The following is a 26,104-nucleotide window of genomic DNA, read 5'->3' as shown; positions in this document are numbered from 1 at the left end:
CTTCTACGATCGGGGGCCGTGCCCGACGCCGACCGCCACGACCGCGAGCTGGACGCCTGGGTCCTGGCCGCGATCGCGCGCCTGGACCGCGAAGGGCTCGTGCTGGGCCTCGGCGCGCGCGAGCTGCCGCTCCCGGGCGTCGCCGAACAGGCGGCGCTGGACGAGCGCGTCGTCGCGGTCGTGACCGACCGGCTGGCGACGCGCGGCCTCGTCCGGCTGGTCGCCCACGCCGACCCTGCACGCGTCACGCTCACGGCGCCTGGCCGGCGCGAGGCGGCCGCCCAGCCCGCCCCGAGCGAGGCCCCCACCCCCGACGGCGCCCGCTTCGTCTTCCTGCGCCCCGGCGCGCCACTCAGCTCTACGTCCGCCGACCCCGACGAGCAGGTCTGCGACTTCCACCCGCGCCGCCGCCGCAAGGGCACGATGGACCCGGGCGAGCACTGCGACGGCTCCGGCTGGATCGTCGACGCGGTCACGCGCGAGTCGCGCCCCTGCCGCTGCCGGCCGCTGCGCATCCAGCGCCACCGCGACCGCCGCCTCGGCGGGCGGATCACGACCGAGATCCTCAACTTCGGCCTGGCCTCCTCGCTGCATCCCGAGCTGCACCCGGCGCTGACGCCGATCGTGCGCCGCTGGACCGACGACGTCGACGCCCAGCTCGACGCGGGCGCCGGCCTCTGGATGACCGTCGCCGACTGGGACCGCCGCGTGCGTTCCGGCGGTGTCGACGCGCTCGACGACGTCGAGGCCCCGCCGCGCACCCAGGCGGAGTTCGAGGCCGCCGCCGCGCGCGCCGGCGCCGCGCTGGACGCCGATGCGCTCACCGACCAGCGCCAGCGCGAGACCGCCTCGCGTGCGGGCGGCGAGCTGAGCCTGATGGAGGTCCGCAAGGTCGCCGAGACCGCCGCCGGGTCGAGCGCCGCCGCGATCGCCCGCGCCGCCCACCACGCCGGCCGCGGCGTCGCGCTGTACTCGCTCTCCAGCCTCTACCGCAGCCTTGTGCACCTCTCGCGCCGCGGCGGCTACCGCGACCGCCTAGAGGCGCTGCGCACCGCCGACCTGCTCGTGCTCGTCGGCCTCGACCAGCGCGTCCTGGAGCGCGCCGCCCAGTGGCAGCGCGACTGGCTCTCCGAGCAGCTGGAGCTGATCGCGATCGGCCGCTACGAGCACCAGAAGTCCACCGTGATCGTCTCGACCGGCTGGCCGCTGGAGGCGCTGGCCGCGGCGCTCTCCCAGGAGACCTACCATCGACTGTGCTGCGCCGCCGGCGAACCGCTGCTCGGCAGCCGCATCCCGACCCCCGCCTGATGTTCGACGACGACTTCGACTGCCCCCACGGCTGCGACGCCAACGGCTTCCTCTTCGACGAGGTGACGCGCAGCGCCTACCCGTGCACCTGCCGCGAGGAGCGCCTGCGCCGCCGCTCCCACAGCGACATGGAGGCCTCGGTCGGCCGCTACGCGCCGCCGCGCTTCCAGGACCTCGACTGGTCGCGGCTGCCGCTGTCCGGGATCGCCGAGCGCCACACCGCGACCGCCGGCGCGGTCCGTCGCTACGCGGGCCGGGTCGTGCAGAACGCCAGCGAGGGCCGCGGGCTGTGGCTGCTGGGCAACAAGGGCACGGGCAAGACGACGCTCGCCTATTACGTCGCCCAGGAGGCGCGCGCGGCCGGGCTCTCCGTCCTGACGCGCAACACCACCGACTTGCTCAACGAGCTGCGCGACTCCTACAAGCCCGACGCCCAGCCGACCACGCGCCAGATCATCGACGCGGTGACGCACGTCGACCTGCTGCACCTGGAGGACGTCTCGGTCCCGCGACCGAACGACTGGGTGCTGGAGCAGCTCTACACGATCGTCAACCGCCGCTACGAGCACAACAAGGCGATCGTCTTCACGTCCGACACGCCCTACGGCGAGGGCATCAACCCGGACACGCTCGCCGACCACATCGGCGAGCGCACCTACTCGCGGTTGATGCAGATGATCGAGCAGCCGTTCTTCATGACCGGCGCCGACTTCCGCCTGGCGTCCTAGCCCGCGGGCTTGGCGAACACCGAGCGCAGCGTCGGCTGAAGCACGCCGACCGCGTCCTCGGGCGCCAACGCGCCCGCGCGGAGCTGCTCGCCGGCCGCGTGCATGACCGCGAAGAACGTCGTCAGCAGCCAGGCGACGCTCAAGTCATCGCGGAACTCACCAGACGCCTGCCCGCGGCGGATCAGCGCGCCGAGCGGCTCGTGCAGCGCGGCGTGCGCGCGGTCCATGGCGGCGGGCGTGAGCGCGTCGGCGCCGACGCGCGCGATCGCCCCGCCGCGGTCAAGGTGGTCCCAGCCGATCGCGATCACGCGGTCCAGCGTCTCCAGCGCCGGGCCGTCGTCGAGGCGCGCGTCGGCGAGCGCGTCGCGCACCTGCCCGACCACGCGCGTGACGACGCCCTCGATCAGCGCCTCGCGCGTGGGGAAGTGCGCGTACAGCGTGACGCGCGAGACGCCCGCGTCGGCCGCCACCGAGGAGATCGACACCGCCGTACCGCGGGCCATCTGGGCCTCGGCGGCGCCGAGGATCGCCTCGGCGTTGCGCTCGGCGGTCGCGCGGCGGTGGTCGGTCGGCGGCACGCAGAGCACCGTACTCAGTGCGCCGCCACGCGCGTGCCCTCCGCGGGCCGGACGACCGGCGCCGCCATCAGCGCCACCGCCGCCAGCACGCCCGCGGTCACCGCCATCGCGAGCATCGCGTCACCGAACGCGAAGGACGCGCCCGCCACCGACGAGAGGACCGCGACGCCCAGGGCCGCGCCGACCTCGTGGGCCGTCGACATCAGCCCGGACGCCGAGCCCGCCTCGCCGTGGCCGACCGCGCTCATCGCCGCGATCGAGATCGAGGGGAACGTCAGCCCGAAGCCGAGGCCGAGCAGCACCATGCCGGGCAGGATCGCGCTCGCGTAGGAGCCACCGCTGCCGATGACCGCGCCGACGGCGACCAGCGCGAACCCGGCGCCCATCAGCGCGCGGGAGCCGACCTGCCCGATCGCGTGCGACGCGACGTGCACGCCGGCCGCGATCGCGACCACGAGCGGCAGGAACGCCAGGCCGGTCTGAAGCGCCGAGAACCCGAGCTGCTGCTGGAGCTGGACCGACCCCAGGAAGAACGTGCCGGCGATCAGTCCGGTCGCGGCGAGCATCGCCAACGCGCCCGGCGCCAGCGCCGGGATCCGCCAGACCGAGGGCGCCACCAGCGGCCGGGCGACCCGGCGCTCGATCGCAAAGAAAGCCACCAACAACAGCGCGCCGACCGCGGCGACGAGCAGCTCCTTCTCCGAGATCCCGTACACCAAGGCCACGAGGCCCGTGACCGACGTCGCCGTGCCCGGGAGGTCGAGTGCGCGCCACGCGGAGCGCCCGGCGGATCGCGCCGCCGACGACGACCCCGCCTCGACCACGCGCAGCGCCATCACCGCGACCGCCGCGCCGACCGGGACGTTGACCCAGAAGACCCACTCCCAGCTCAGCCACGTGGTCAGCATCCCGCCCGCGACCACGCCGGCCCCGGCACCCGCCGAGCCGACCGCGCCCCAGATCGCCAGCGCCTGCGCGCGCTGCGCGCCGCCGTAGGTCACCGCGAGGATCGACAGTGCGCTGGGCGTCAGCAGCGCCGCGCCCGCGCCCTGCACGGCGCGCGCGCCGATCAGCAGCCCCGGCGAGCCGGCCAGCCCGCAGACCAAAGACCCGCCGGTGAACGTCGCCAACCCCATCAGGAACGTCGTGCGCCGCCCGACCAGGTCGGCCAGCCGTCCGCCGACGAGGTACAGGCCGCCCGCGCTGAGCACGTAGGCGGTTACGACCCACGGCAGGCCGCCCGCGGAGAACGTCAGCGCGCGGCCGATCGACGGCAGCGCGACGTTCACGATCGTGATGTCCAAGACGACCATGAACTGCGCGACCACGAGCAGCGCGAGGACGTTCCAGGGTCGGCGGGAAATCTCTGCATTGACACTCATGTCAATGCAGACTAGAGATCGCCTTACAGTGCTGTCAACCCATACGCCTTTGACGCGCTCGCTACCGTCCTACGGGCGATGGCGATCCCCCGCATCGGCCTGGTCCTGCACCCCGAGCGCGACACGTCGGCCCAGGTCCGCGAGATCCAGACCTGGGCGAACACCCACGCCTGCGAGGTCCTCCTGCGCGCCACCGACGCCTCCCGCGCGGTCGATGGCATCCGGGTCGTGGAGGACGACGACGCGTTCGCCGCGCAGGTCAACGGCCTGATCAGCCTCGGCGGCGACGGCACGATGCTCGGCGCGCTGCGGCTCGTCGCCCACGCGCCGGTGCCGGTGCTCGGAGTCAACATGGGGAACTTGGGCTTCCTGGCCGAGGTCGGCCCCGACGAGTTGACCCAGGCGCTGCGGCGGCTGTACGACGACAACTTCACGATCGAGCCGCACAGCTGCCTGGAGATCCGCTACGGCAACGACGCGACCAAGGCCATCGCCTTCAACGACGTCGCGATCACGCGCGTGCCGGGTGCTGGATCGGTCCAGGCGTCGATGGCCGTCGACCACCACCGCTACGGCTACTACCGCTGCGACGCGCTGATCGTCGCCACGCCGACCGGCTCGACGGCCTACTCCTACTCCGCCGGCGGCCCGGTGATCTCGCCCAACGCGCAGGGCATGCTCGTCACACCCGCCTCGCCGACCGCCGGCATCAGCCGCCCACTGTTCCTCTGCCCGCAGGAGGAGCTGCGCGTCGAGCTGCTGGCCGACGCCGGGCAGCCGGCGCTGGAGGTCGACGGCGCCGTCCGCGACCGCCTCGGCCCTGGCGACGCGCTGGACGTCCGCTGGCGCCCGGAGGCCGGCCTCGTCGTGCGCCTCGACGCCGCCGCCCACCAAGAGCGCCAGCGGCTCAAGTTGTCGCTCTTGGACCTGCCGCTGCTGCCCGACGAGCTGCGCGAGCTGGCGCCGCCGCGGCTGCCCGCCGAGCCGCCGACCGAGATCCGCTAACCGCGCCAGCAGCGCCGCTAGCGCAGCGGCAGCACGCCGGCGCGGGTGCTCAGCGTCGCCTGGTCGCCGTCGACCTCCAGGCCGCCGGCCAGCGCCGCGTCCAGCACGTCCTCGAACCAGATCAGCATGATGTCCTCGGGCAGCGACGCGGTGTCACGCGAGAGCAAGAACCCGCGCTTGCCGAGCAGGAACGTGATGCCGCGGGCGTGGGCCGAGACGAGGATGAGCGGCGCACCCGTGTCGTCGGCCAGCGTGAACCAGACGCCCATGGGAGCGTTGGGCTCACGCAAGTTGATGGTCTCGTCGCGGTGGCGCGCGACCGTCTGCTCGACGACGGGCGCGAGGCGCTCGCGCAGCTCACGGGACGATTGCTCGAATCTCTCCGGCATTCGATGCGAACCTTAGCGGTCGGGGTGGACCGGAACGTGGTGCGTTTTGTAGAGGTTTGATGAAGTTCAGGGTCAAGCGGCGAACGATGCGGCCGAACCCACTGAACGTGGCACTCCGACTGCCGTCTGCGCGCGCGCTGCTAATCGGCGCACTCGCGCTCGCCGTCCCCGGCGTGCCGTACGCCTACGCCCGCAGCCAGCGGCTCGAGGTCGAGCACCGCGCGGCCACCGTGGCGAGCGCGATGACCAACCGGTCGATCCACGTCAAGTGCCCCGGGCCGATCCGCAAGCGCTTCATGTACGAGATCCACGAGGGGTCGGTGTGGTTCGACGCCGACGGCGTCCCCGTGAGCGAGACCAAGCTCAGCGCCGACACCTGCGACGGGCTGCGCGAGGCGCTCGACCACGCGCCCGCGCTCCAGCTCGCCTGCCTGACCGGCGGCGCCTGCCCGGGCGCCGAGGAGCGGGTCGCGCAGGCGCTCGCAGTGCTCGCTCACGAGATCGTCCACTTGCGCGGCGTGCGCGACGAGGCGATCACCGAGTGCCATGCGCGCGGGCGCGTCGCCAGCGTGGCGGCGGCGTTCGGGATCGATCCCGCCGGCGGTGAGCGGATCGCCCGCTGGCAAACCGTCACCTGGAGCCAGGAGCTGCCGCCGCAGTACCGCGGCGCTTGTTAGTCGGGCGGGCGCAGCGCGAGCACCGCCGCGAGGTCGTCGGCCTCGGCCGCGGTCTTGTCGGGCCGGTAACGCAGCACGCGCGCGAAGCGCAGTGCGACGCCGCCGGGATAGCGCGGCGAGGTCTGCACGCCGTCGAAGGCGATCTCGACCACCAGCTCGGGCTTGACGTGCACGATGTAGTCCTTCTCGGTCCCGGTCGCCAGCGCCTGGAGCTGCTCGGTCTGCCAGGCCAGCAGCTCGTCGGTCAGCCCCTTGAAGGTCTTTCCGAGCATCACATAGCCCTTGCCTTCGGGATCGCGCGCGCCGAGGTGCAGGTTCGACAGCCAACCGCGACGGCGGCCGTGGCCCCACTCGGCGGCCAAGACCACCAGGTCGAGCGTGTGGCGCGGCTTGACCTTCAGCCAGCTCGCGCCGCGTCGCCCGGCCGCGTAGACCGAATCGATGGCCTTGACCACGACGCCCTCCTGCCCAGCGGCCAGCGCGGCGTCGAAGTGCCCCTGGGCGACCGCCACGTCGTCGGTGACCACGCGCGGCACGCGCAGCGCCGCATCAGGCACCGCGCGCAGCAGCGCCGGGTCGCGCTCACGCAGCGGCGCGTCGAGCAGGTCGTCGCCGTCCAGGTGCAAGATGTCGAAGAACACCGGCACGACGCCGGGCGCACCCGAGGCGATCCGCGACGACGTCACCTGAAACGGCTCCGGGCGCCCGTCGGCGCGCAGCGCGATCGCCTCGCCGTCGAGCACGACGCGCTGCACCGGCAGCGCGCGCACCGCCGCGACAACTTCCGGCAGCCGGTCGGTGAGGTCATCCAGAGAGCGCGATGCGATGACCACCGCGTCGCCATCACGGTGAACTTGGATCCGCGCGCCGTCGAGCTTGTGGTCGACGACCGCCAGGCCGCCGCCCGCGACGGCCTTCTCCATCGCCTCCTCCAGCGACGCCGATGGCGAGGCGAGCATCGGCTTCAACGGCCGCCCGATCTCCAGCGCGAAGCGCTCCAGCCCTTCGAGGCCCTCGCGCAGCGCGGCCTCGGCGACCACGCGCGCGTCGCCGCGCAGCATCGTCGCCCGGTCGACCGCCGCGCGCGGCAGCCCGGTCGCCACCGCCACCGCGTCGGCCATCACGCCCGCCAGTGCGCCCTGGCGGATCTCGCCCGACAACAACCCGCGCAGCAGCGCCTGTTCGGGCTCGGTCGCGCGCGCGAAGAGGTCGCTCAGCGCGTCGCGCCGGGCGGCCTGCGAGCCGGCGCCGCTCAGCCCGCTGATCCGCTCCAGGACGAGGTCGACCTCGCCGACGGTCAACGACGCCTCGGTCGCCGGTTCCGGCAGGTCCCGCAGCGCCGCCCACCCCACTCCGGTCCGCCGCTGGCGCAGCTCGCCGCTCAGGTACGCAACGCCCGGCTCGACCTCACCGGCGTCCAGCCCGCGCAGCGCCTCACCCAGCAGCGCCGCCTTCTCCTTGCGCGAGCGCGTGGCCCCGACCGCGAGGGATGTCGTGGCGAGATCGGCGAAGAGCACCACGACATGGTGCCTCAACCAGCGACGGCCAACCTGCCAACCGCGGCCAGCTCCTCCTCGACCGTCGCCATCTGCGCGTCGACCGCGGCCGCCTCGACGCTCTCCCCTAAGAACAGCGTGAACAGCAGCTCGGCGCCGCGGGCGTTGGGCAAGACGCGCAGGAACGCGCCGCGGGTCGGGTCGTCCGGGCTGAGCAGGTCGACGGTCCGCGCGCCGGCGTCCGCGCGCAGGAGGATCGCGAAGCGCCCGTCGCCGGTGCCGATCCACCAGCGCTCGCCCGCGTCGTGCTCGGCCGCCGGCGCGAACGCCGGCGCCCATTCGGGCAGGCGGGCGCCATCGGCGAGGACGGCGAAGACCGCTTCGGGCGAGGCGGCGATGGAGGCGGTGCGGGTCTCTGCGCGAATCGTGGAGATCGTGTGCATGCTCCTACCGTACGCGTCTGCTTATCATCTGTCCAGGCGTATGCTGCCTGGACCGCCATGCCGCCCGGCCCCGACGACGATCAGGACCACGACCTCGCCGCCCTCGCCGCACGCCTCGCCCAGCGCCTGGCCGCCGTCGAGCGACCGATCCTCGACGCGCACGGACTGTCGATGTGGGACTACGTCGCGCTCTCACACCTGGCCCGCGCGCCGGCCGGGACGCAGCTGGAGCTGGCCCAGGCCATCCGCTATGACAAGACGCGGCTGATCACGCTCCTCGACGGTCTGGAGGCTGGCGGCCTGATCACGCGCACGCCCGACCCGACGGACCGGCGCGCGAAGGTCGTGGAGCTGACCGCCGCGGGCGCCGCCCGCCACGCCGAGGCGCAGCGCGCGATCCGGGCGATGGAGGACGACGTGCTCGGAGCGCTGCCGGAGGTCGAGCGGACACGGCTGCGGCGCGCGCTCGCCCGCGCGCTTGAGGCGATCCCGCCGGCCTGAGCGGGTACCGTCCGCCCCGTGTTCGACCACGTCACGATCCGCGTCTCGGACCGCACAGCGTCCGAGGCGGCCTACGCGAGGATCCTCGAGACGCTCGGGATCGAGGTCTCCTACTCCAACCACGCCTACGCCGAGTGGCGCGACTTCTCGCTGACCGAGGCCGACGACGCCCACCCGGTCACGCGCAACCTGCACATCGGGTTCGTGGCGCCGTCGCGCGCGCAGGTCGACGCGTTCTACGAGGAGGGCCTGGCCTGCGGGCTGACCGAGGACGGCGCGCCCGGCGAGCGCCCGCAGTACATGAAGGACTACTACGGCGCGTTCCTGCGCGACCCCGACGGCAACAGCGTCGAGGCCGTCCACGACGGCGCGCTGCGAACCGACGGCGTGATCGACCACCTGTGGCTGCGCACGCGCGACGTCGCCGCCGCGGCCAAGTTCTACAAGCTGCTGCAGCCGATCCTCGGCTACGACGTGCGCTCCGACACGCCCGAGCGCGCAACGTTCCGCGCGCCCGCCCACGGCGGCTCGATCTCGTTCGTTCCCGGCGACGTGGTGACCGAGCACGTCCACCTCGCCTTCCCGGGGACCGAAGACCAGGTCCGCCGCTTCCACGCCGCCGCGGTCGCCGCCGGCTATCGCAGCAACGGCGCGCCCGGCGAGCGCCCGCAGTACCACCCCGGCTACTACGGGGCCTACATCTTGGATCCCGACGGCCACAACATCGAGGTCGTCGACCACCACCGCGACGACGGCTAGCCGGTCAGCTCAGCAGGTCCTGTCGTCGCCGCTGGCAAACCTGCACCACAGCGCGTAGCGTCCTGCGCGATGCCGCGCACCGCGACCTTGGACGACGCCGACGTGGCCACGGCCGCGCGGCTGCTGTGGGACTTCAACGAGGAGTACGGCGACCCGGCGCCGCCGCTGGAAACGCTGACCGCGCGCTTGGGCGAGCTGATGGCGTCCGGCGAGACCGCGGTGGCGCTGGCTGACGACGACCTCGGCGTGGCGGTGCTGCGGCTGCGGCCGAACCTGTGGTCCGACGCGTTGGAGGCCTACCTGGCCGAGCTGTACATCGTCCCGCCGCGCCGCGGCCAGGGCCTGGGGCGCGCGCTGCTGGCGCACACGCTGGAGCTGGCCCGCTCGCTGGGCGCCGACCGCATCGAGCTGGGGACCTCCGAGGACGACGTCGCGGCGCGCAAGCTCTACACCAAGATGGGCTTCACCCGCCACGAGGGGACGCTTCCGGAGGATCCGCTGATGTTCGTGTACGAGCAGGACCTCTAACTGGGTACACGGGGTGGGGATGGCTCCCCGCTCATTGTGGAACGGCACGATCGCGTTCGGCGCGGTCGCAGTGCCGGTGAAGCTGTACTCGGCCGTTGAGTCCAAGACGGTGCACTTCCACGAGGTACATCTGAAGGACGGCGCGCGGATCGAGCACCGGCCGTTCTGCTCCAAGGAGGGCAAGGAGGTCGACAAGGACGACGTCGTGCGCGGCTTCGAGGTGCGCTCGGGCAAGTACGTCGTGCTCGACAAGGAGGAGATCGACGCGGCCGGCGGCACGCGGTCGCGGATCATCGACGTCGAGGCGTTCGTCCCGCTGGACCAGATCGACCCGGTGTTCTACGCCAAGTCCTACTTCTTGGGCGCGCGCGACGAGGGCGCCGACGCGTTCCGGCTGCTGCACGACGCGCTGGAGGAGACCGAGCGCGTGGCGATCGGGCGGTTCACGTTCCACAAGCGCGAGTACGTCGTGGCGATCAGGGCCTATGACAAGGTGCTGGCGCTGCACACGATGCGCTTCGCCGACGAGCTGGTGGGCCGCAAGGACCTCGACGCGCCGCGCGCGGGCGCCAAGCCAAAGCCCAAGGAGCTGTCGCTGGCCGAGAAGTTGGTGGCGTCGCTCAGCGAGGACTTCAAGCCGGGCCGGCTGCACGACGAGTACCGCGAGGTGGTGCTCGGGGCGATCAAGAAGAAGGCGCGCAGCGGCAAGGACATCGAGCTGCCCGAGGAGGACGAGCGCGACGAGGACGAGTCCGACGACCTCTCGGCCACCCTGGAAGCGAGCCTCGCCTGATGCCCCGCCCACTGTGGTCCGGGTCGCTGAGCTTCGGGTTGGTCAACGTCCCGGTCGCGCTGTACAGCGCGGCGCGCGACACCGACGTGCACTTCCACCAGCTGCACGAGAAGGACGGCGCGCGAATCGAGATCCGGCGCTTCTGCTCCAAGGAGGACGAGGAGGTCGCCTTCGAGGACATCGGCCACGCCTATGAGATGGACAGCGGCAAGACGGTGGTGTTGACCGACGCCGAGCTGGCGGCGATCGCGCCGGAGCGGACGCGGACGATCGAGATCTCCTCGTTCGTGGAGACCGCGTCGATCGACCCCATCCTCTACGACCATCCCTACTGGCTGCTACCGACCGGCGAGTCGGCCGGCACCAAGCGCGCCTACCGGCTGCTCGTCGAGGCGATGGGGTCGACCGACCGCGTCGCGCTGGGCCGCTTCGTCCTGCGAACCAAGGAGTACCTCGTCGCCGTCCGCGTCCGCGACGGCCTGCTGTCGTTGACCACCATGGTCTTCCCCGACGAGATCCGCGCGACCAAGGGCATCGACACGGGCGCGCGCAAGCCGTCGAAGGAGTCACTGTCCCAGGCGGTCAAGCTGATCGAGGCGCTGGGCGCCGACTTCGACCCCTCGAAGTACAAGGACGACTACACCAAGCGCCTCAAGAAGGTCATCAAGGACAAGGAGAAGGGCGGCACGATCGACGCGCCCGAGCCCGACGACGAGCCGGAGCCCGCGCCCGACCTGCTCGAAGCCCTGCGCGCGTCGATGGCGGAGATCCGCAAGAAGGGATGACCGGCGCCGGGGTGTACCGCGCGCCGATGCGTCCCCGCGACTCCGAGGTCCTCGCGGCCGACGCCGCCGTGGGCGCGGGCGTGGTCGGCATCGGGGACACGGACGAGCGCCGCATCGCCCGCCTCGCTGAGCTGCCCGAGGGATCGTTCCTCTGGACCCGCTCGGCCGAGGGCACCTACTTCCTCGGCCGGCTCGGACCGCCGCCCGCCCACCTCACGCCTGCCGCCGGTCTCACCCACACGCGTCCCGCCGACTGGCTCGACGACCCGTTCACCGAGGACGAGACGCCGGCCGCGGTCCTGGCCACGTTCGCGCGCGGCGGCCGCAACCTGCAGCGGATCCGGGACCCGTCGGTGGAGCCGGCGACCGCCGCCTGCTGGGCGGCGCGGCGTGCCGGCTAGGGCGTCTCGGTCGTCGAGGACTTCACGCGGTGGTCGGCGTCGAGGGCGATCCGCCAGATCTGCCGGTCGCTCGACCCCTGGCCGTAGGGCAGGTAGTAGTCGATCTCATTGGCGCCGTTGCGGTCCGGCGGCCCGAGCGTCGCGACGACCTCGGTGTCCGGCTGACCTTGCAGCACCTTGCAGTCCAGCAGGCCGCGCTGGAGTTGGATGCGTCGGTCGTAGCTCGCCTTCGCCCACAGCTCCGGCGTGACGCGGAACGTCCCGCAGTCGACGCTCGCGTCGTCCCCACCGCCGCGGGCGACGATCAGCACGACGAACGCGACGACCACCAGGATGGCCCCCGCAAGGCCTGCCCTCACCCACCGTCGCGCCGACGCTCCGATCACGCCCGCCAGCTTGACAGCCCCGCCAGCAGGAACGCGTCAGCGCGGCCCGCCGGGAGCTCCACGACCTGCCTGGCGCGCCACGCCGTGCGCTGCCGCCACGGCGCCACCTCCCGATCCACCCGCACCACACCGTCGCGTCCCAGCCAGACGAGGTCGAGCGCGAACCGCATCCCGATCGTGTGCACCGACCGCGTGCGCGGCAGCAGCAGCCCGACGTCGACGGGGAGCGCCCGCAGCCCCGCAAGGCCCCGCAGCCGCGCGAGCGCGGTGGCCGCCTCGAAGACCACCAACTCCCCATCGAGCGCGTGCGACGGCAGCCGGGCGAGGCGCGCGGGAAGAAGCTCGGGCACGCCGCCTCCCCTAGCCGCCCGCACCCGCCGCAAAACGCACGCGGTCGGAGCGCGGTCGCCCGGGCCCTAGGCTGAGAACGTGGCCGACGCCCCGCTCACCTCGCCGTCCGCACCATCCAGCGACACGCTGCCCGGCGGGCTCGACCTGCGACAGCTCGCCCGCCGCGCCGTGCAGATCGCGATCGCGCTCGGCGTCCTGGTCGCCGTCGCGCTGCTCGCGCCGGGGCTCGGCGAGGTCCGCGACCGGCTCGGTGAGGCCGCGCCCGGATGGATCGCCATCGCGATCGTCTTCGAGGTCCTCTCCTCGTTGTCCTACGTGTTGATGTTCCGCCCCGCGTTCTGCTCGCTGATGAGCTGGCGCTCGGCCGCCGAGCTGGGCCTCTCCGAAGTCGGCACCGGCAGCCTCGTGCCGGCTTCTGGCGCGGGCGGCGTCGCGCTCGGCGCGTGGGTGCTCTCGCGCGCCGGCATGAAGGCCGAGACGATCGCGCGCCGCTCGGTCGCCTTCCTGCTGCTCAAGTCCTCCATCAACTTCGCGGCGGTCATCGTCGTCGGCCTCCTGGTCTTCGCGGGCGTCCTAGGCCCGTCGCAGTCGGTCTGGCTGACGCTCTTCCCCGCCGTCCTCGCGGTGATCGCGATCGTCGCCGTCTGCGCGATCCCGCGGATCCCCGCAGGCCGCCCGGTGACCGAGGACGACAACAAGGCCCGCCGCCTCTGGCTCGCCTCCCGCGCCGCGCTGGTCACCGGCACCGCGGAGGCCGGTGTCCTGCTCAAGCGCAAGAACCCCTACTTGATCGTCGGCATCCTCGGCTACTGGGCCTGGGACAACCTCGCGCTGTGGGCGGCCTTCCACGCCGTCGGCGACGCGCCCGGCGCGTCGGTGATCCTGCTCGGCTACCTCATCGGCCAGCTCGGCGGCCTGCTGCCGATCCCGGGCGGCATCGGCGGCATCGACGGCGGCCTGATCGGCACGCTGATCGTCTTCGGCGGCGACGCCTCCACCGTCACCGCCGCCGTCCTGGCCTACCGCCTGATCCTGTTCTGGATCCCGCTGCTGATGGGCGCCGTCGCCTTCGTCTCGCTGCGCCGCTCCATGCGCCAGCCCGCGGGCTTCATCCCCTGCGCGGACTAATCGGGCTGGACCACGACCTGCACGAGCGTCTCGTAGCCGGGGTGCTCGATCGGCGTCCAGACGACGCCCGCGTTCTGCGACAGCCCGTTCGACGTGTGCGAGAACGTCGTGAACGCGGGCGCCGCCGCGAACCAGACGTAGGCGTCGCGCGTCGTTGTCCCCGAGTTGTCGATGGTGACGATGTCGCCCTTCTTGGCCTTGCAGCACGCGAACGACAGCGCGCTGGTCGAATAGGTGTGGACGCCCGCGTCGTGGGCTTGCAGCGGATAGACCGGGTTGGTGGTGGTGATCACCGTGACGGTCCCGTCGCCGTTGGGCCGGACGACCGAGAAGCGCAGCGGCAGGTCGACGGGCGAGTCGCCGGTCTTCAGCCGGAACGTCGTGATCGTCCCGTCGACCGGGACCGTCAGCGCAGACGTCCAGAACTCCGTGTCCTCGGGATCGAACGCCGCCGGCAGCGCCACCGCCGTGCCGCTCAGGTCGCTGCCGAACGTGATCGGCTCCTTGGCCGGCGCCAGCGTCTTGGCCCGCCGCAGCAGCCTCTTCGCGCATGAGGCCGCGCCACTCGCGCGGCCCGCTTCGACCTTGACGTCGACGCACTCGATGTCGTCGTAGACCTGCGCGAACGGCACGCCGTGCAGCGTCTCGCCACCGAAGCGCTTGGCCACCGCCGAGGACTGGTACTTGCGCAGCGCGGTCGCCATCGCGCCGAACACGCGGCCGGCGCTCACCCGCGCGGCGATCGGGCTCAAGCGCGTCGCGATCCCCTTCACGTCGCCTGCCAGCGCCGTGCCCGCCGCCAGCTTGGCCAGATCCGCCCGACACGCCTTCGCCGCCGCGATCCGCCGCTTGGCCGCCGCCTTGGACTTCGCGCCCCGCGCCTGCTGCACCGACCGCGACACGCAGTCCAGGTCGGTGATCACCCGCGCCGCCGGCACGCCCTTGACCTCATCCGTGAACGCCGCCGCGATCAGCTTGGCCTTGCTTGCGTGCACCGCGCTCGGCGACGGCCCGCTGCCCAGCTGGGAGACGAGCGCGCCGAGCGACGCCTCGAGCTCATCCGCCGTTCCGGATCCCGCCGCCGACGCGCTGCCGGGAGCGATCCCGAGCACCGCCATCACGACCACAGCTGTCAGCCTCGCGCGCATGGCGAGCATCCTCGCACCGGCCGCAACCCTTGACCACCCGGCAGACGCCCTCGCCTTGCGCACGGACGCCCACTACGGTGGGTCGATGAGCGTCATCAGCGACCAGCAAGAGCAGGCCGCGACGCTCGGGGTCGTTGCCTGGATTCGTTCGCTGATCTCGTGGGAGACCCTGCGCTACGGCGTCAGCGGCACCGCGTCCACGCTGTTGTACATCGTGTTGACGCTGCTGCTCGAAGGGCCAGGCGGCATCGCGATCCAAGTGGCGATCCCGGTCGCCTACGCGCTCGCGCTGGTGTTCAACTTCACCATGCAGCGGATGTTCGTCTTCCCGCGCTCGGAGGGCTTCGCGCTCGCCCCGCGCTCGCAGCTGGTCCGCTACCTCGGCGCCGTCCTGGTCCAGTACGCGATCACGGCGACGACGACCGCCAAGCTCCCTGGTCTGCTGCACGTCTCCGAGACCGACGTCTACGTCGGCACGGTCCTGTGCCTCGCGGTCGCCGCGTTCCTCACGCTCCGGGCCGTGGTGTTCCACCCAGCCGACGCATGAGCTCGGCCTCCGGCACCAGGCCGGAGCGCCGGACCTCCAGCAGCCAGCGGCCGAAGGCGTACTGGTAATCGCCCAGCTCGCGGTCGTAGAGCGGCGCCATGTTGATCCAGATCAGGCCGTCGACCAGCCCGACCGCGCGCGTGTCGAGGCGATGGTCGGCGCACCACGCCCAAAGGGCGCCGCGCGCCTCGGCGCGCAGGTCGGTGTCGGGATGCTCGATCGTCACGCCGCCGCCGTCCTCGCGCTCCTCGATCCGGAACGTCCGCGCGTGCATGACGGACTCCGAGAGCTCGAAGGTGTGCAGCAGCTTGGCCAGGTCGTATAGCTGGTCGCCGCGGTCAGCCAGGCCGCCGAACTCGTCGCGCCAGTCGATCAGGCTGTAGCCGTCAGGCCGGGCGACGATGTTGCCCTCGTGCAGGTCGCCGTGGAAGACCACCGGGATCGCGGCGTCCACGAGCCCGGGCAGCTCGTCCTCCAGCACCTCGGCGATCGTGCGCGTCGGCAGCCCGTTGACCTCCCAGCCGGACGGCGGCTCGGCGTCGAGCCCGCGCGCGGCCAGCCAGTCGCCCAGGCGCGTCAGCGTCTTGACGCCGTAGAAGCGCCGCACGGCGTCCCGGAACTCGATGTCGTCGCCTGGCCGCCGGCGCCAGAGGGCGCGGTTGACGAACGCGAGCACCGCGGCGACCTCGCCCGCGCTCATGCGATCGCAGAGCACCGCGCCCGGCGCCTTCTCATAGGCCAACCACCCCGACGGCGCCGGGATCGTCCGCGGGACCGCGTCGCCGAGCTGCCGGGCGCGCTCGGCGCGGCGGTCGGCGCCACGGGGGTCGCGGAACCACTTCACGACGCGGTCCGGCAACAGGTAGGTGACGTCGATCGGCGCGCGTCCCGCCGTGTCGTACTCGGCAAAGCGCCGGCGCGCAGTGGCGTAGGCGCTCGTCGTGCCGGCGTCGGTCCACTCGCAGCCCAGCGCGCGCACGGGGACGTCCGCGTCCAGCAGCGCCTGGAAGCCCTGGGTCACCTGCAGCTCGCCGTGCTCGACGCCGCGCGCGATCCCGTCGAAGAACGTGACGGGGTCGGCGATCCAGGCGACGCCGTTGTAGGCCAGCCGCGACGGGCCGGTGCGCTCCTGCAGCGCGGCCACGTGACCGTCGGCGTCGACCTCCAGCGTCAGGTAGGAGGTCGGGTCGTCGACCAGCGAGGCGCCCATCCACGTGTCGCCGTCGAGCGCCGGGACGTCGTGCAGGACGCCGTCCGCAGCGGCCAGCGCGAAGGGCTCGGTGCCGCCGCTCAGCTGCGGCGCGCAGGCCAGTGCGCTCAGGCCCGGGCCGGACCCCGGCCCGTCGTAGTTGTCCACCTCGACGAACGTGACGTCGCGGTCGCAGTGCGCGAGCGACACATAGGCCTTAACCTGGTCGGCGTGGTGGCCGACCGCGATGATGAACCGCGCGTCGTCGGGGAAGCTCTCGATGACGTGGCTGAGCACCGCGCGGTTGGACAGCGGCGCGAGCGCCTTGTGCAGCGCTCCGTCGGCGAAGCCCATGCGCGTGCCGCGCCCGGCGGCGATGATGCAGACCGGGACGCTCACCAGATCTCCACTTCCGGCGCGAGGGCGCGCAACTGCGCGGTGATCTCGGCGCTGTAGTGCGTGGCGCGGACGATGACCGCGGTCGCGCGTCCGTCCCGACTGCGCTGCGCCATCGCCTCCGGCGCCGCCACCGTCAGCGGCGTCCCGTACAGCCGTTGCCCCTGCTTGTTGGGGTCGTTGTCGAGCACCGCCCTCGCGCGCTGGGCCGGGAACCCGCACCCGATCAGGAACTGCGAGAAGACGTGTGCGCCGAAGAGGTAGACGTCGCCGTCGAAGGTCGAGGCGCGCGCGGTCAGCCGCGCGGCGTCTACGCGCGCGGCGTCCACGAACGACGCGAACGCCTGCGCTCCGCCACGCGCGTCCGGGGGCGCGCCCGCCTGCCCCGGCGCGACGTCCGGCCGCGCCTCGAAGAACAGCGAGTGCTGCTCGAACGGCGCCTCCGCGACGATCGAGAACCCGGCGTCCTCCAGCATCCACACCATCAGGTCGCGGTCGAAGAAGTAGGTGTGCTCGAAGTTGAGGGCGTTGCTCCCGGACTGCGCGAGCAGGCCGGCGAGGTGCGGCACGCTGACGAGCATCGTGGCGCCGGGCGGCGCCTGCGCGCGGATCGTGGCCAGGAACGCGCGCGGCTCGTAGATGTGCTCCAGGACGTGGCCGTGGACGATCGCGTCGGCGTCGGCGACGACGTCGCCCGCGTCCTCGACATAGGCCTTGACCACCACGATCGGCGGAACCGCCTCGAACGCCGGGTTGGGCTCGATGACCGTCCAGCGGTCGACCGCGTGGTCCTCGACGTAGCGCTTGGCCAACCCGCCCGTCCCGCCGCCGATCTCCACGACCCGGTGCGGGGCGCGCCGCGCCACGAAGGTCGCCAGCGCGGAGTGGTGGCGCGCCCACACGCCGCCGACCGCGCCGTTGTGCTGGGACTGGTAGACGAGCTCCAGCGGCGCCAGGGCGGCCAGCTGGACGCAGCCGCAGCGCCCGCAGGTGACCCACAGCTGGGGCAGGACCACGTCCTCGGACGGCGCCTGCGCGGTCACGCCCATGTGCACCGGGACGTCGTCGATCGCCAGCAAGGACGACAACTCGCTCGCCCCACAGGCCGCGCACGCGCGGCGCTGAATCAGGGCGTCCTCGCCGCGCACGGTCTCCGCGACGCTGCTCATGGCTGCGGCGCCATCAGCGGCGCGGACTCCGGAGCGGGCGCCGGAGCGGCACGCGGGCCGGCGACGTGGTCGACGGGCAGCAGCCGCTGGGGCGCCAGCCACGGGTGCAGGACGAAGAAGCGGTCGTACCAGAGGCGCGCGTACTCCTGGAACTGTAGGCGCGTCGTGAACCCGTACTTGCGCCGCATCCACTGAAAGCCCTCGTCGAAGACCTTGCGCGCGTTGACGTCATAGGGGTCGGTCCGGATCAGGTCCGCGCGCGTCTTGAGCAGCTCGGGGTCCTCGCTGAGGAAGCACGCGGTGCTCAAGGCGGTGGCGTAGTCGTTGATGTAGCCCTTGACGATCAGCTCGGTGTCCGTGCCGTAGCTGCGGAAGTTCGAGCCGTCGAACAGCAGGCCGTCGCCGTCGGCGCCCTGGTGGTCGATGATCCGCTCGACCAGCTCGCGGCGCACCATCCACGCGTGGTGGTTGATGTGCCACACGTAGCGCAGGGAGTCCGGGCCGATCAGCTCGCGCTCGGGCCAGTGCTCGCCGCACGGCGAGATAATCCCGACACGGGGATGTTGCTCGAGCTGATCGAGCAGGCGGCTGACGACGGGCCCGTCGAAGTGGACGGTCGCGCGCAGCAAGAACAGGTACTCGTACTCGTGCAGGCGCCCGGCGCGAACCAGCTCGCGCACGCCGAGGTTGAAGCCGCGCGCCAGGCGCAGGCCCTCCTGCATGACCTCGGGCGAGTTGGCCCAGGTCGTGTGGTGCTCGGACAGCTTGTCGCGGTCCGTGCCGGCCTCGACGACGTAGATGTCGGTGTCGTCGAGGTCGTAGCGGCGCAGGCCGCGGACGAGGCGGTCGACCGCCTCGGGCAGGTTGCGCGACAGGATGATGACGGCGACGCGGCGTCTCATGCGGGGACCACCCGGAAGGCTCGGAGGTGACGGAGCAGGCACGCCTTGATGCGGCGGCGCAGGGCGACGTCCAGCTCCCGTGAGGTCATCTGGACGCGCTGGAGGAGGTCCGCGCGCAAGCGCAGGAACTCCGGATCGGAGAAGACGTAGTGGCCGGCCCAGATCGCACGATCGCGGTCGGTGGCGTCGGAGCCGTCCAGCTCCCACTTCTCCCACTTGCGCGTGTCGTAGGCCAGCGCGAGGAAGCGCTCGGCGAGGTCGCCGGCACCTCGACCTTCCATGATGGACAACAAGCCCAGCGACTCCTCGACGCCGTACTCGGGCGCGATGTTCGCGGCGTGGATCCCGAGCAGCGGGTGCCAGCGCAGGATCTCGTCCGGGAGGTAGTCGGTGTTGTGCTGGCGCAGGTGCGTGCCGAACGCGTCGATCATGGCCATCAACTGCGGCAGGTGGATTGTCGGCGGCATCTGCTCGTCGATCCGATAAGGCGCCGAGAGCGAGCCGACGTTGCGGCGCTCCATCACCTTGGTGCCGGTCTGGACGACGACGAACAGCGGCGCGGGCGTGCCGAGGTGCTCGCGACGCTCGGCCAGCGCGGTGAGCAGCTTGCGCGGCTGCTCCAGGCCTTCGGTGACCGACGACTGCTCCTCGTCGCCGACCTCGAAGGCGATCGACCGGTCGGTCGCGACCGCTTGCTCCCAGCACTCCTCATACAGTTGTAGGAGTCGCTCCTTGGGAACGTCAGGATCGGTCGGCGAGGGGCAGACGCAGGTGTCGATGTGCAGGAGGTCCCAGCCGGCGTCGAGGTCGGCGAAGAACGACGTGCGCGCCTCCTGCATCGCGGTCTCGGGCGGGATGTCGGCGCTGTTGCGCGTGCCCTGCCACGGACCGCCGTGGTCGCGGCACAACACCACGCGATTGCGCTGGTCGCGGCTGCGCACCCGCTCGGCGAGGCCGTGCGGCGTCAGGTTCTCGACGTAGCCGCCGCCGTACTCCGCCGCGTCGATCTGGCGGCGCGAGGCGATCAACATGATCGACACGTCGTGCTCCTGGGCGACCTCGACGGCCGCGTCGACGACGTTCATCGACACGACGCCGACGCCGATCTGGGTCGACGGCCAGGCGTTGGCCTGCGCGGCAAGCGCGGTCAGGCGTGAGTTGCGCTCAGCGCCTTCTGGCAGAGCGATCATGCGATTCCTTCCCATTGACTCTGGTCGAAGCGCTCGACGAGCAGGTGAAAGCAGGCCTCGGCGACCGCGCGGTCGCCGCCGCGGCGGCGCGTCACGTACTGCGCTGCGGCCTGCACGCCCGGAAGCGCGTCGGCGGTGGTGATCCCGGTGGCGACCTCTTCGAGCACCGGGATGTCGGTGAAGCTGTCGCCCATGTAGGCGATGCGGTCCAGCGGCGCTCGCGCCGCCAGCCAGTCGAGCCGCTCGCCGCTGCCGACGAGGGTGACCTCGTGGCCCATGTCGTGCGCGATCCGCCGCTCGGTGATCGGGAAGCCGCGCCGGTCAGCCGAGACGAAGACGATCGGCACAGTCGACTTCAGGATCTTCAAGGCGTCCGCGTCGTCGGGCCCGAAGGACTTCATCTGCTTGCCGTTGGCGGTGTAGTCGAACCGCCCGTCGGTCATGACGCCATCGACGTCGAAGGCCACCAAGTCGATGCTCATCCGCCCGCCCTCGCGATCAGCCAGTCGGCGTTCTTGTAGATCTGCTCCGGGATGTGCGAGTGGACGAGCGGAACGACCGTCCACACCGCTAGCACCGCGGTCCCGACGCCCATCGTGACCCGACTGCGTGACCCGGCGAAGGCAAGCGCGGCGAAGGCGATGATGGCGTAGTAGGGGACCTCGACGAAGCGCGTGAGGACCCAGGCGGTGATGAGGTCGACGCCCGTGAAGTCCAGCAGCGCCAACGACGCGACGAACACAGCGATCACGACGAGCCACACCGCGTGTCGCCGATCGGCGCGCTCGCCGCCCCCGACCCGTCCCAGCGCCAACCACGCCGCCAGCGCGAGCACGAGCGTGAAGCCGTAGACACCGAGGAACCAACCGAACGTGAGGCAGTGGCCGGAGATCGAGCACTCCTGACCGGCGAAGAGCGGGAACTCGAGGTGCTTATCGCCCAACAGGCCGCGCGAGGTCACGGGCTGCGAGAAGCCGGGCAGGACGTGACCGATCGCCCGGCGCACGCCGCCGTCGGCGAAGTCGCTGACCTGGTTGTTGGACAAGAAGAACCCGGCGAGGATGACGACGCCGACCGCCGCGGCCCGCAGCGCGCCGTCATGCCAGGTGATCGGAGCGCGCGCGTCGCCGTCCGGCCGCGTCGTCAGTGCCAGCACGATCGCCGCCGCCATCGCCAGCGCGCTGCCGATCACCAACCACCAGCCGAGGTCGTCGGGGTAGTCGGTGCGGTGGATCGCCCAGTAGACGTACAACGGCGACGCGAGCGCCGCGACCACGCAGACGTTGACGAGCACCGCCTTCACCGCGACCGGCCCGCCGCGGACGCGCCCGCGCAGCACCCGCCACGCGATCGCGCAGGCGACCGCGACGAAGGTGTAGGCCACCCCGTTGACGGTCACGAACGCCAGCCCCGTAGCGGCGAAGAGGACCGCGACGGCCTGGCGGCGCGTCCACGGGCCGAGCAGGAGCAGCGCGACGAACGGGGCGACGATGGACACCATGCGCCCGGGATGCCCGAGCCACAGCGCCGGGTTCTGGCCACCGATCAGCGAGACGTTGTCCCACGGCACGATCGCCGGCGTGGAGGCCAGCACGGCGCCGGTGGCGATCGTCGCGGCAAGCGTCCTGCGCCGCCAGGCGAAGTGGCGCGCCAGGCCGAAGACGAGCGCGCCGAACGAGGCCATGGCCATCGCCTGGGTGAGCCAGAAGGCGAAGAGCTGGTCTTGCGCGCCGCGCGCGGAGAACAGCAGCGGCGCGTTGAAGATCCACTCGTCGGACTGCTGGTCCCACTGGGCGAGGTGGTCGCCGAGCTGGCCGGCGACCTGGGCCTGCGAGGCCTGAAGGAACGCCGTGATCGAGTCGGGGACCATGAAGAAGCGCCCGGCCTGGAGGCGGTCCAGCGCGCAGACCACCAGGACGCCCGCGGCGATCGCGACGGCGCCGAGCAGCGCGGGGCGCTCGCCGCGTCTTATGCGTTGCGCTCCCTCCACGACCGCCTTGTGCTGGATCGCGAGCGCGGTCAGCGGCAGCGCGACCAGCGCGATGTGCGAGCCCGTGACCGGGCTGACCGCCGCGAACAGAATCTGAAGCGGGGCCAAGACCATCAAGAAGCCCGGCAGGAACCCGCCGAGCACGCGGACGGTCCGCGGCCACGCCGCGGCGCCGGGGATCGCGGCGATCAGCGTCGCCCCGATCGCCGCGACCGAGACGAACTGGAGGATCGTCAGCAGCGGCGTGATCGCGCGCAGGCGGTCCTCGACGAACGGGTTGAAGTTCGGGCTCAGCCAGTCCGGGACGTAGAACTGGGCGACCTCATGCGTGGAGGCGCCGTCGGCGTGGATGAGGTGCAGCTGGTGGAGATCAACCTCGTCGGCGCCACGCACCAGCAACCAGACGAGCGCGAGACCAGCAAGCAGCAGGACGCCCGGCGCCCAATCGGGGAGGGTGACGCTCCGCCGCCGCGACGCCACCGCCGGCGGTGCCGGCGTCGTCGTGGCGGTGTCGGTCACGTCATCGTCCTCGTCCGTAGTCGTCTGAGTAGCGGACGATGTCGTCGTCCGACGGAGGCGAGGCGACCTCGAGGACCGTGACGTCCTCGAGCGCGAGGACGCGGTGGATGAGCCGCGGCGGGACGCGGTAGACGTCGCCGGCGGTGAGGACGTGCGACTCCAGCGACGCGACGTCCTCGCCCGTCGTGAGCTCGAGCGACCCGGACTCGACGCGCACCCACTCGCGCTTGTGCTCGTGGGACTGCAGCGAGGAGCGATGGCCGGCGGCGATGAAGATCTGCTTGATGACGAAGCGCTCGTTGCGCTCCAGGATCAGCTCGTGCCCCCAAGGCTTGTCAACCTGCTGAGGCTCGGTGATCATGCGACAGCCTCGATCGAAGAACGACGCAGGATCCGCCGCCGCCACCCGAAGCGCAGCAGGATGCGCGAGAGCGTGAGGCCGTAGGCGACGAGGTTGAACTTGACCTGCGTCTCGGCGTCCCGCCATTCCAAGGGGACCTCGGTGATCCGCAGGTCCGGCTCTGAGTAGAGCACCAGGTTGAGCTGCGGGTGGAACTGGTAGCCCGACGTCATCCGCTCGTACGGGAGCGATGCGATCGCCTCGGAGCGCGCGATCATGATCGCCGCGCCGGCGTCCGACATCGACACGCCGCAGACGATCGCGGTGAAGCGGTTGAAGAACCGGTTGGCGATCTGACGCAGCGGCGAGTAGCCGGAGAGCCGCGCGCCGTCCATGAACCGCGAGACCAGGACGAGGTCGGGCTCCGGATCCTGCTCGTATGCGTCTGCGAGGTCGAGCAGCGTGCGCGCGGTGTCGCACTGCTCATCGGCGTGCATGATCGCCACGAAGGGAGCGGAAACGGTGAGTGACGCGAACCCGCGCTTGATCGACCCGCCGTACCCGAGGTTCTCCGGGTTGCGCAGCAGCGTGACGTGATGCCCTTCGAGGGTGTATCGGTCGACCAGCTGCTGGACCAGCTCCGGCGTCCCGTCCGAGCTGTGGTTGTCGATGACCAGCACCTCAGCAACGATCCCCTCGCTGTGGTGCAGCAGAGTCTCCAGGACCGACTCGATCGTCGTGACCGTGTTAAAGCACGGCACGATCACCGACACTCGTCCATCCAACCTCCGCCCCACCCCGACGCCGCCCCGCGCCAACCGCCGCTGGGCGAGCACCGCAGCGGACATCCGCTCGATCGTGCTCATGGGGCCTGTCTAAACCCCCGCGCCCCCCTGCGGCCAGAGCCACCCGGCATCTCGGCCCCTGCCGGCCGGCATGACGGGGCGGTTAGCGGGAACCGACCAGTGTTCGTCTACGCCGGAACGGAAACCGACGACGCGAGGACGGTCTCGCCGACCGCGTTGCCGTCGTCGTCCTGGGCGATGAGAAAGACATCACCCGCACAATCCGGCTCCGCCTGAGCGATGCCGGCAAGGCAGTCAAGAGCAGCGGCGCGGTCGACGAAGGCGTCGACGAGGTTCCCGGTGCTGTCGAAGATCGAGTACGTCATGGCTCTTCTACCTACGGGGCAGAGTAGGGGTCGGTTATCGCTTTGACAACGTCGATCGTGCACTGGTCGAGCTGTAGCGGACGGGCCCAGACCGACCAGTGCGCGGGGCCGCCGGTCTTGGCGATGCAGATGCCGAGGTCGGGTTGCAGCTCAAGCGTGGTGACGTGGCCGCCGAGCTTCGGCACGCGGGTAGCGAGCCGAGCGGCCACGTCGAGCGAGTCGAACATCGACAGCGCCATGTGGATCGCCGCGGCGCGGTTCTCGGGACCGCGTGGCGCCATTCCACGCTCGTAGTGCGACCGGAAGGCGTCGAGGAACAGGTCGCTGTTGCGGCTTGGCGTCACGCGATGCAGCCGTGTCGGCTGGTCGATCACGACGATCTCGATCGTGCACAGAAGCGACATCGGGCGGGGCATCGCCTCCCGTAGGTCCTGACGCTTCGCTTCTCGCCCCCACCCGAAACAAAAACGCCCGCTGGAAGCGGGTCAGATGGTGGAGCCGAGCCTCAGGCCCAACGTCTCAAGCGCAGCGACGAGGTCCAGGTCGCCTACGGCGATGATCGCGTCAGCCTCTAGGACCTCGTCAAGTTGGTGACCTTCGAAGACGGCCCAGCTCGTCGCCGAGACGCGAGCGATAGGCGATGCCGGCGGCTGGCTCGCCGCTGGGAGCGGATCCGTGCTCGAACACGTAGCGCGAGATTTCCTGGGTGAGCGCGCGGGGTGCGCGGCGACGAAGGTCGCCGGCGTCTAGATCGTCAAGGCCGTAATGGACTAGCCGCGAGGCCAGTCGCTCACGAAGGTGTGCCAGCGACTCGGAGTGCGCGACGTCTACGAACCACAAGCTCGCTGCCGTCGCAGCGCCGATCCGTCGCGTCGCGAGCCATTCGGACGGCACGACGCCCCCACGCACCGTCGGAAACGCATCGTCCTGCTCGTCGCCCTCGATCGCATCCAGCTCGGCGAGGAGTTGTACGTCAACGCGGAATCGGGACAGCGTCTCCAGGAACGCTCCCCGTCGCTGACCTGCGGCATAGAGCACGCGGTACTCGCCGTCGGGGTCGTCGTAGCGATTGCCGAACGTGCCGTCCGGCCCCGCGTACACCCAAGGCGCGAGCGCCCAGGCATCAGGACTCCGGCCAACGCGGAACAGCGCGCTGTCAGGCGCGACCGCGTGCAGAACGGGACTCACCCTCCGATAAGGAAGGCGCGCTCAGCCGCCACGATCGCGGGGCCGACCTCATCGAGGTCGCCATCGCGGAGAAGGCGAGCGGGCGCCCGGTCATCGAGCTGCGGGTTCAGCCCTTGGAACCACGCCTGCGCGATCGCCGGCGAGTCCGCGTTCACGATCGGAAGCGCGATGCGCAGCGCGAACCGCAGTCGCTGCTGGACCTCGTCGCTGGGCGTGCGATCACCGTCGACCCACTGATGGACTGCCCGCGTCTCGCCAACGCCGCCGAGATACGCCACGAGCTTCGCGCCGAGCAGCTCACGCAACTCGGCAGCGACCTGCGCAAACCCCGCGCGCATCGCGTGCGCGTGGGCTTCGAGATCGGGACGAGCGTGGTCGGTGACGGTCATGAGCGTGTTACGCCACAGGCTACGACATGTCAATCACACCCGCAATCCCAGTCAAATCCCGCTCGATATTTCGCCTGGTTGCGGCGAACGGCGCCGATCGCGGTCTCCTTGCCGAATCGCGGGCGCGAGCGGTCTTCATGCCCAGGAAACGCCCGCACTTCGACCGGAGGGTCCACATACCGCACCGTCCCCGGACGCGCGGAAGGCCCGCAGTTGCGGGCCTTCCGATACCAGAGCCGACGCCGGGACTCGAACCCGGGACCCCTTCATTACGAGTGAAGTGCTCTACCAGCTGAGCTACGTCGGCAAGGGCGGGGTGGATGCTAGC

Annotated in this window: 32 protein-coding genes and 1 tRNA gene; 12 read left to right on the top strand and 21 right to left on the bottom strand. The window is 71.6% G+C overall.

Features of this window, described 5'->3' with window-relative positions:
• The first annotated feature begins 18 nt into the window (after positions 1 to 18).
• Together ACT01A_RS18500 and ACT01A_RS18495 are read left to right on the top strand one after the other, a co-directional pair.
• Complete coding sequence (locus ACT01A_RS18500; protein ID WP_445148566.1) at positions 19 to 1,308, top strand: hypothetical protein; 1,290 nt, start codon at positions 19 to 21, stop codon at positions 1,306 to 1,308.
• A complete protein-coding gene (locus ACT01A_RS18495; RefSeq protein ID WP_445148565.1) occupies positions 1,308 to 2,036 on the top strand; it encodes an ATP-binding protein in 729 nt (242 codons plus the stop codon). Before ACT01A_RS18500 ends, ACT01A_RS18495 begins: the two co-directional genes overlap by 1 nt.
• Here ACT01A_RS18495 and ACT01A_RS18490 read toward each other — a convergent pair.
• Complete coding sequence (locus ACT01A_RS18490; protein ID WP_445148564.1) at positions 2,033 to 2,614, bottom strand: TetR/AcrR family transcriptional regulator; 582 nt, start codon at positions 2,612 to 2,614, stop codon at positions 2,033 to 2,035. The two genes, ACT01A_RS18495 and ACT01A_RS18490, sit on opposite strands and share 4 nt — an antisense overlap.
• 14 nt (positions 2,615 to 2,628) lie before the next feature.
• Complete coding sequence (locus tag ACT01A_RS18485) at positions 2,629 to 3,996, bottom strand: MFS transporter (protein WP_445148563.1); 1,368 nt, start codon at positions 3,994 to 3,996, stop codon at positions 2,629 to 2,631.
• Positions 3,997 to 4,074: 78 nt separating this feature from the next.
• On the opposite strand from ACT01A_RS18485, the gene ACT01A_RS18480 reads away from it, so the two are divergent.
• Complete coding sequence (locus ACT01A_RS18480; RefSeq protein WP_445148562.1) at positions 4,075 to 5,001, top strand: NAD(+)/NADH kinase; 927 nt, start codon at positions 4,075 to 4,077, stop codon at positions 4,999 to 5,001.
• A gap of 17 nt (positions 5,002 to 5,018) precedes the next feature.
• Here the strand turns inward: ACT01A_RS18480 and ACT01A_RS18475 are convergent, their stop codons facing one another.
• The gene (locus ACT01A_RS18475) at positions 5,019 to 5,390 is read right to left on the bottom strand and encodes a hypothetical protein (RefSeq protein ID WP_445148561.1); all 372 of its coding nucleotides are present in this window, start codon (positions 5,388 to 5,390) and stop codon (positions 5,019 to 5,021) included.
• A gap of 107 nt (positions 5,391 to 5,497) precedes the next feature.
• Here ACT01A_RS18475 and ACT01A_RS18470 point away from each other — a divergent pair, with 107 nt between their 5' ends.
• On the top strand, positions 5,498 to 6,067 hold the full coding sequence (locus ACT01A_RS18470; RefSeq protein WP_445148560.1) for a hypothetical protein: 570 nt from the start codon (positions 5,498 to 5,500) through the stop codon (positions 6,065 to 6,067).
• Here the strand turns inward: ACT01A_RS18470 and ACT01A_RS18465 are convergent.
• A complete protein-coding gene (locus ACT01A_RS18465; protein WP_445152847.1) occupies positions 6,064 to 7,584 on the bottom strand; it encodes an ATP-dependent DNA ligase in 1,521 nt (506 codons plus the stop codon). The two genes, ACT01A_RS18470 and ACT01A_RS18465, sit on opposite strands and share 4 nt — an antisense overlap.
• 14 nt (positions 7,585 to 7,598) lie before the next feature.
• Positions 7,599 to 8,006 carry an SRPBCC family protein gene (locus ACT01A_RS18460; RefSeq protein WP_445148559.1) on the bottom strand — a complete coding sequence of 136 codons (408 nt, stop codon included), beginning with the start codon at positions 8,004 to 8,006 and terminating at the stop codon, positions 7,599 to 7,601.
• 57 nt (positions 8,007 to 8,063) lie between these two features.
• On the opposite strand from ACT01A_RS18460, the gene ACT01A_RS18455 reads away from it, so the two are divergent.
• The 6 genes from ACT01A_RS18455 (at position 8,064) to ACT01A_RS18430 (ending at position 11,773) form a co-directional block, all read left to right on the top strand.
• Positions 8,064 to 8,507, top strand: a complete 444-nt coding sequence (locus tag ACT01A_RS18455; RefSeq protein ID WP_445148558.1) for a MarR family winged helix-turn-helix transcriptional regulator — start codon at positions 8,064 to 8,066, stop codon at positions 8,505 to 8,507.
• Positions 8,508 to 8,525: 18 nt separating this feature from the next.
• Positions 8,526 to 9,266 carry a VOC family protein gene (locus tag ACT01A_RS18450; RefSeq protein WP_445148557.1) on the top strand — a complete coding sequence of 247 codons (741 nt, stop codon included), beginning with the start codon at positions 8,526 to 8,528 and terminating at the stop codon, positions 9,264 to 9,266.
• Positions 9,267 to 9,335: 69 nt separating this feature from the next.
• Positions 9,336 to 9,794, top strand: coding sequence for a GNAT family N-acetyltransferase (locus ACT01A_RS18445; protein ID WP_445148556.1), 459 nt, complete (start codon positions 9,336 to 9,338; stop codon positions 9,792 to 9,794).
• A gap of 19 nt (positions 9,795 to 9,813) precedes the next feature.
• Positions 9,814 to 10,587 (top strand): non-homologous end joining protein Ku, encoded by a 774-nt coding sequence (ku, locus tag ACT01A_RS18440; protein WP_445148555.1) that lies wholly within the window; start codon positions 9,814 to 9,816, stop codon positions 10,585 to 10,587.
• Entirely contained in the window at positions 10,587 to 11,372 is a 786-nt protein-coding gene (ku, locus tag ACT01A_RS18435) for a non-homologous end joining protein Ku (RefSeq protein ID WP_445148554.1), read from the top strand. Before ku (ACT01A_RS18440) ends, ku (ACT01A_RS18435) begins: the two co-directional genes overlap by 1 nt.
• 26 nt (positions 11,373 to 11,398) lie before the next feature.
• Complete coding sequence (locus tag ACT01A_RS18430) at positions 11,399 to 11,773, top strand: GAF domain-containing protein (protein ID WP_445148553.1); 375 nt, start codon at positions 11,399 to 11,401, stop codon at positions 11,771 to 11,773.
• On the opposite strand, the gene ACT01A_RS18425 is transcribed toward ACT01A_RS18430, so the two are convergent.
• Positions 11,770 to 12,132, bottom strand: coding sequence for a hypothetical protein (locus tag ACT01A_RS18425; protein ID WP_445148552.1), 363 nt, complete (start codon positions 12,130 to 12,132; stop codon positions 11,770 to 11,772). The genes ACT01A_RS18430 and ACT01A_RS18425 overlap by 4 nt on opposite strands.
• 23 nt (positions 12,133 to 12,155) lie before the next feature.
• The gene (locus ACT01A_RS18420; RefSeq protein WP_445148551.1) at positions 12,156 to 12,509 is read right to left on the bottom strand and encodes a DUF192 domain-containing protein; all 354 of its coding nucleotides are present in this window, start codon (positions 12,507 to 12,509) and stop codon (positions 12,156 to 12,158) included.
• Between the two features lie 79 nt (positions 12,510 to 12,588).
• Here ACT01A_RS18420 and ACT01A_RS18415 point away from each other — a divergent pair, with 79 nt between their 5' ends.
• Complete coding sequence (locus ACT01A_RS18415; RefSeq protein WP_445148550.1) at positions 12,589 to 13,638, top strand: flippase-like domain-containing protein; 1,050 nt, start codon at positions 12,589 to 12,591, stop codon at positions 13,636 to 13,638.
• On the opposite strand, the gene ACT01A_RS18410 is transcribed toward ACT01A_RS18415, so the two are convergent.
• Entirely contained in the window at positions 13,635 to 14,786 is a 1,152-nt protein-coding gene (locus tag ACT01A_RS18410) for a hypothetical protein (protein ID WP_445148549.1), read from the bottom strand. The two genes, ACT01A_RS18415 and ACT01A_RS18410, sit on opposite strands and share 4 nt — an antisense overlap.
• An 85-nt stretch (positions 14,787 to 14,871) precedes the next feature.
• Here ACT01A_RS18410 and ACT01A_RS18405 point away from each other — a divergent pair, with 85 nt between their 5' ends.
• A complete protein-coding gene (locus tag ACT01A_RS18405; RefSeq protein ID WP_445148548.1) occupies positions 14,872 to 15,333 on the top strand; it encodes a GtrA family protein in 462 nt (153 codons plus the stop codon).
• Here ACT01A_RS18405 and ACT01A_RS18400 read toward each other — a convergent pair.
• The 13 genes from ACT01A_RS18400 to ACT01A_RS18340 all read right to left on the bottom strand — a co-directional run bounded on the left by ACT01A_RS18400 (position 15,293) and on the right by ACT01A_RS18340 (position 26,083).
• On the bottom strand, positions 15,293 to 16,921 hold the full coding sequence (locus ACT01A_RS18400) for an NTP transferase domain-containing protein (protein WP_445148547.1): 1,629 nt from the start codon (positions 16,919 to 16,921) through the stop codon (positions 15,293 to 15,295). The genes ACT01A_RS18405 and ACT01A_RS18400 overlap by 41 nt on opposite strands.
• Positions 16,918 to 18,087: a class I SAM-dependent methyltransferase gene (locus ACT01A_RS18395; protein WP_445148546.1), complete on the bottom strand. Its 1,170-nt coding sequence runs from the start codon at positions 18,085 to 18,087 to the stop codon at positions 16,918 to 16,920. Before ACT01A_RS18395 ends, ACT01A_RS18400 begins: the two co-directional genes overlap by 4 nt.
• Positions 18,084 to 18,989: a hypothetical protein gene (locus tag ACT01A_RS18390; RefSeq protein ID WP_445148545.1), complete on the bottom strand. Its 906-nt coding sequence runs from the start codon at positions 18,987 to 18,989 to the stop codon at positions 18,084 to 18,086. Before ACT01A_RS18390 ends, ACT01A_RS18395 begins: the two co-directional genes overlap by 4 nt.
• A complete protein-coding gene (locus ACT01A_RS18385; protein ID WP_445148544.1) occupies positions 18,986 to 20,179 on the bottom strand; it encodes a class II D-tagatose-bisphosphate aldolase non-catalytic subunit in 1,194 nt (397 codons plus the stop codon). The genes ACT01A_RS18390 and ACT01A_RS18385 overlap by 4 nt, the downstream gene beginning before the upstream one ends.
• Positions 20,176 to 20,661 (bottom strand): HAD hydrolase family protein, encoded by a 486-nt coding sequence (locus ACT01A_RS18380; RefSeq protein WP_445148543.1) that lies wholly within the window; start codon positions 20,659 to 20,661, stop codon positions 20,176 to 20,178. The genes ACT01A_RS18385 and ACT01A_RS18380 overlap by 4 nt, the downstream gene beginning before the upstream one ends.
• The gene (locus ACT01A_RS18375) at positions 20,658 to 22,688 is read right to left on the bottom strand and encodes a hypothetical protein (RefSeq protein WP_445148542.1); all 2,031 of its coding nucleotides are present in this window, start codon (positions 22,686 to 22,688) and stop codon (positions 20,658 to 20,660) included. Before ACT01A_RS18375 ends, ACT01A_RS18380 begins: the two co-directional genes overlap by 4 nt.
• A gap of 1 nt (position 22,689) precedes the next feature.
• Positions 22,690 to 23,049, bottom strand: a complete 360-nt coding sequence (locus ACT01A_RS18370; protein ID WP_445148541.1) for a cupin domain-containing protein — start codon at positions 23,047 to 23,049, stop codon at positions 22,690 to 22,692.
• Entirely contained in the window at positions 23,046 to 23,894 is an 849-nt protein-coding gene (locus ACT01A_RS18365) for a glycosyltransferase family 2 protein (protein ID WP_445148540.1), read from the bottom strand. Before ACT01A_RS18365 ends, ACT01A_RS18370 begins: the two co-directional genes overlap by 4 nt.
• A gap of 107 nt (positions 23,895 to 24,001) precedes the next feature.
• Positions 24,002 to 24,199, bottom strand: a complete 198-nt coding sequence (locus tag ACT01A_RS18360) for a hypothetical protein (RefSeq protein WP_445148539.1) — start codon at positions 24,197 to 24,199, stop codon at positions 24,002 to 24,004.
• A gap of 11 nt (positions 24,200 to 24,210) precedes the next feature.
• On the bottom strand, positions 24,211 to 24,615 hold the full coding sequence (locus ACT01A_RS18355; RefSeq protein WP_445148538.1) for a hypothetical protein: 405 nt from the start codon (positions 24,613 to 24,615) through the stop codon (positions 24,211 to 24,213).
• Positions 24,616 to 24,781: 166 nt separating this feature from the next.
• The gene (locus tag ACT01A_RS18350; RefSeq protein ID WP_445148537.1) at positions 24,782 to 25,387 is read right to left on the bottom strand and encodes an RES domain-containing protein; all 606 of its coding nucleotides are present in this window, start codon (positions 25,385 to 25,387) and stop codon (positions 24,782 to 24,784) included.
• Positions 25,384 to 25,776 (bottom strand): hypothetical protein, encoded by a 393-nt coding sequence (locus ACT01A_RS18345; protein WP_445148536.1) that lies wholly within the window; start codon positions 25,774 to 25,776, stop codon positions 25,384 to 25,386. The genes ACT01A_RS18350 and ACT01A_RS18345 overlap by 4 nt, the downstream gene beginning before the upstream one ends.
• 234 nt (positions 25,777 to 26,010) lie before the next feature.
• Positions 26,011 to 26,083: transfer RNA gene (locus ACT01A_RS18340), tRNA-Thr, on the bottom strand.
• Positions 26,084 to 26,104: the final 21 nt, after the last annotated feature.

It is taken from the genome of Baekduia sp. Peel2402, assembly GCF_052567285.1.
Note: the sequence above shows the minus strand (reverse complement) of the source record. Positions and strands in the feature narration are given on the sequence as shown.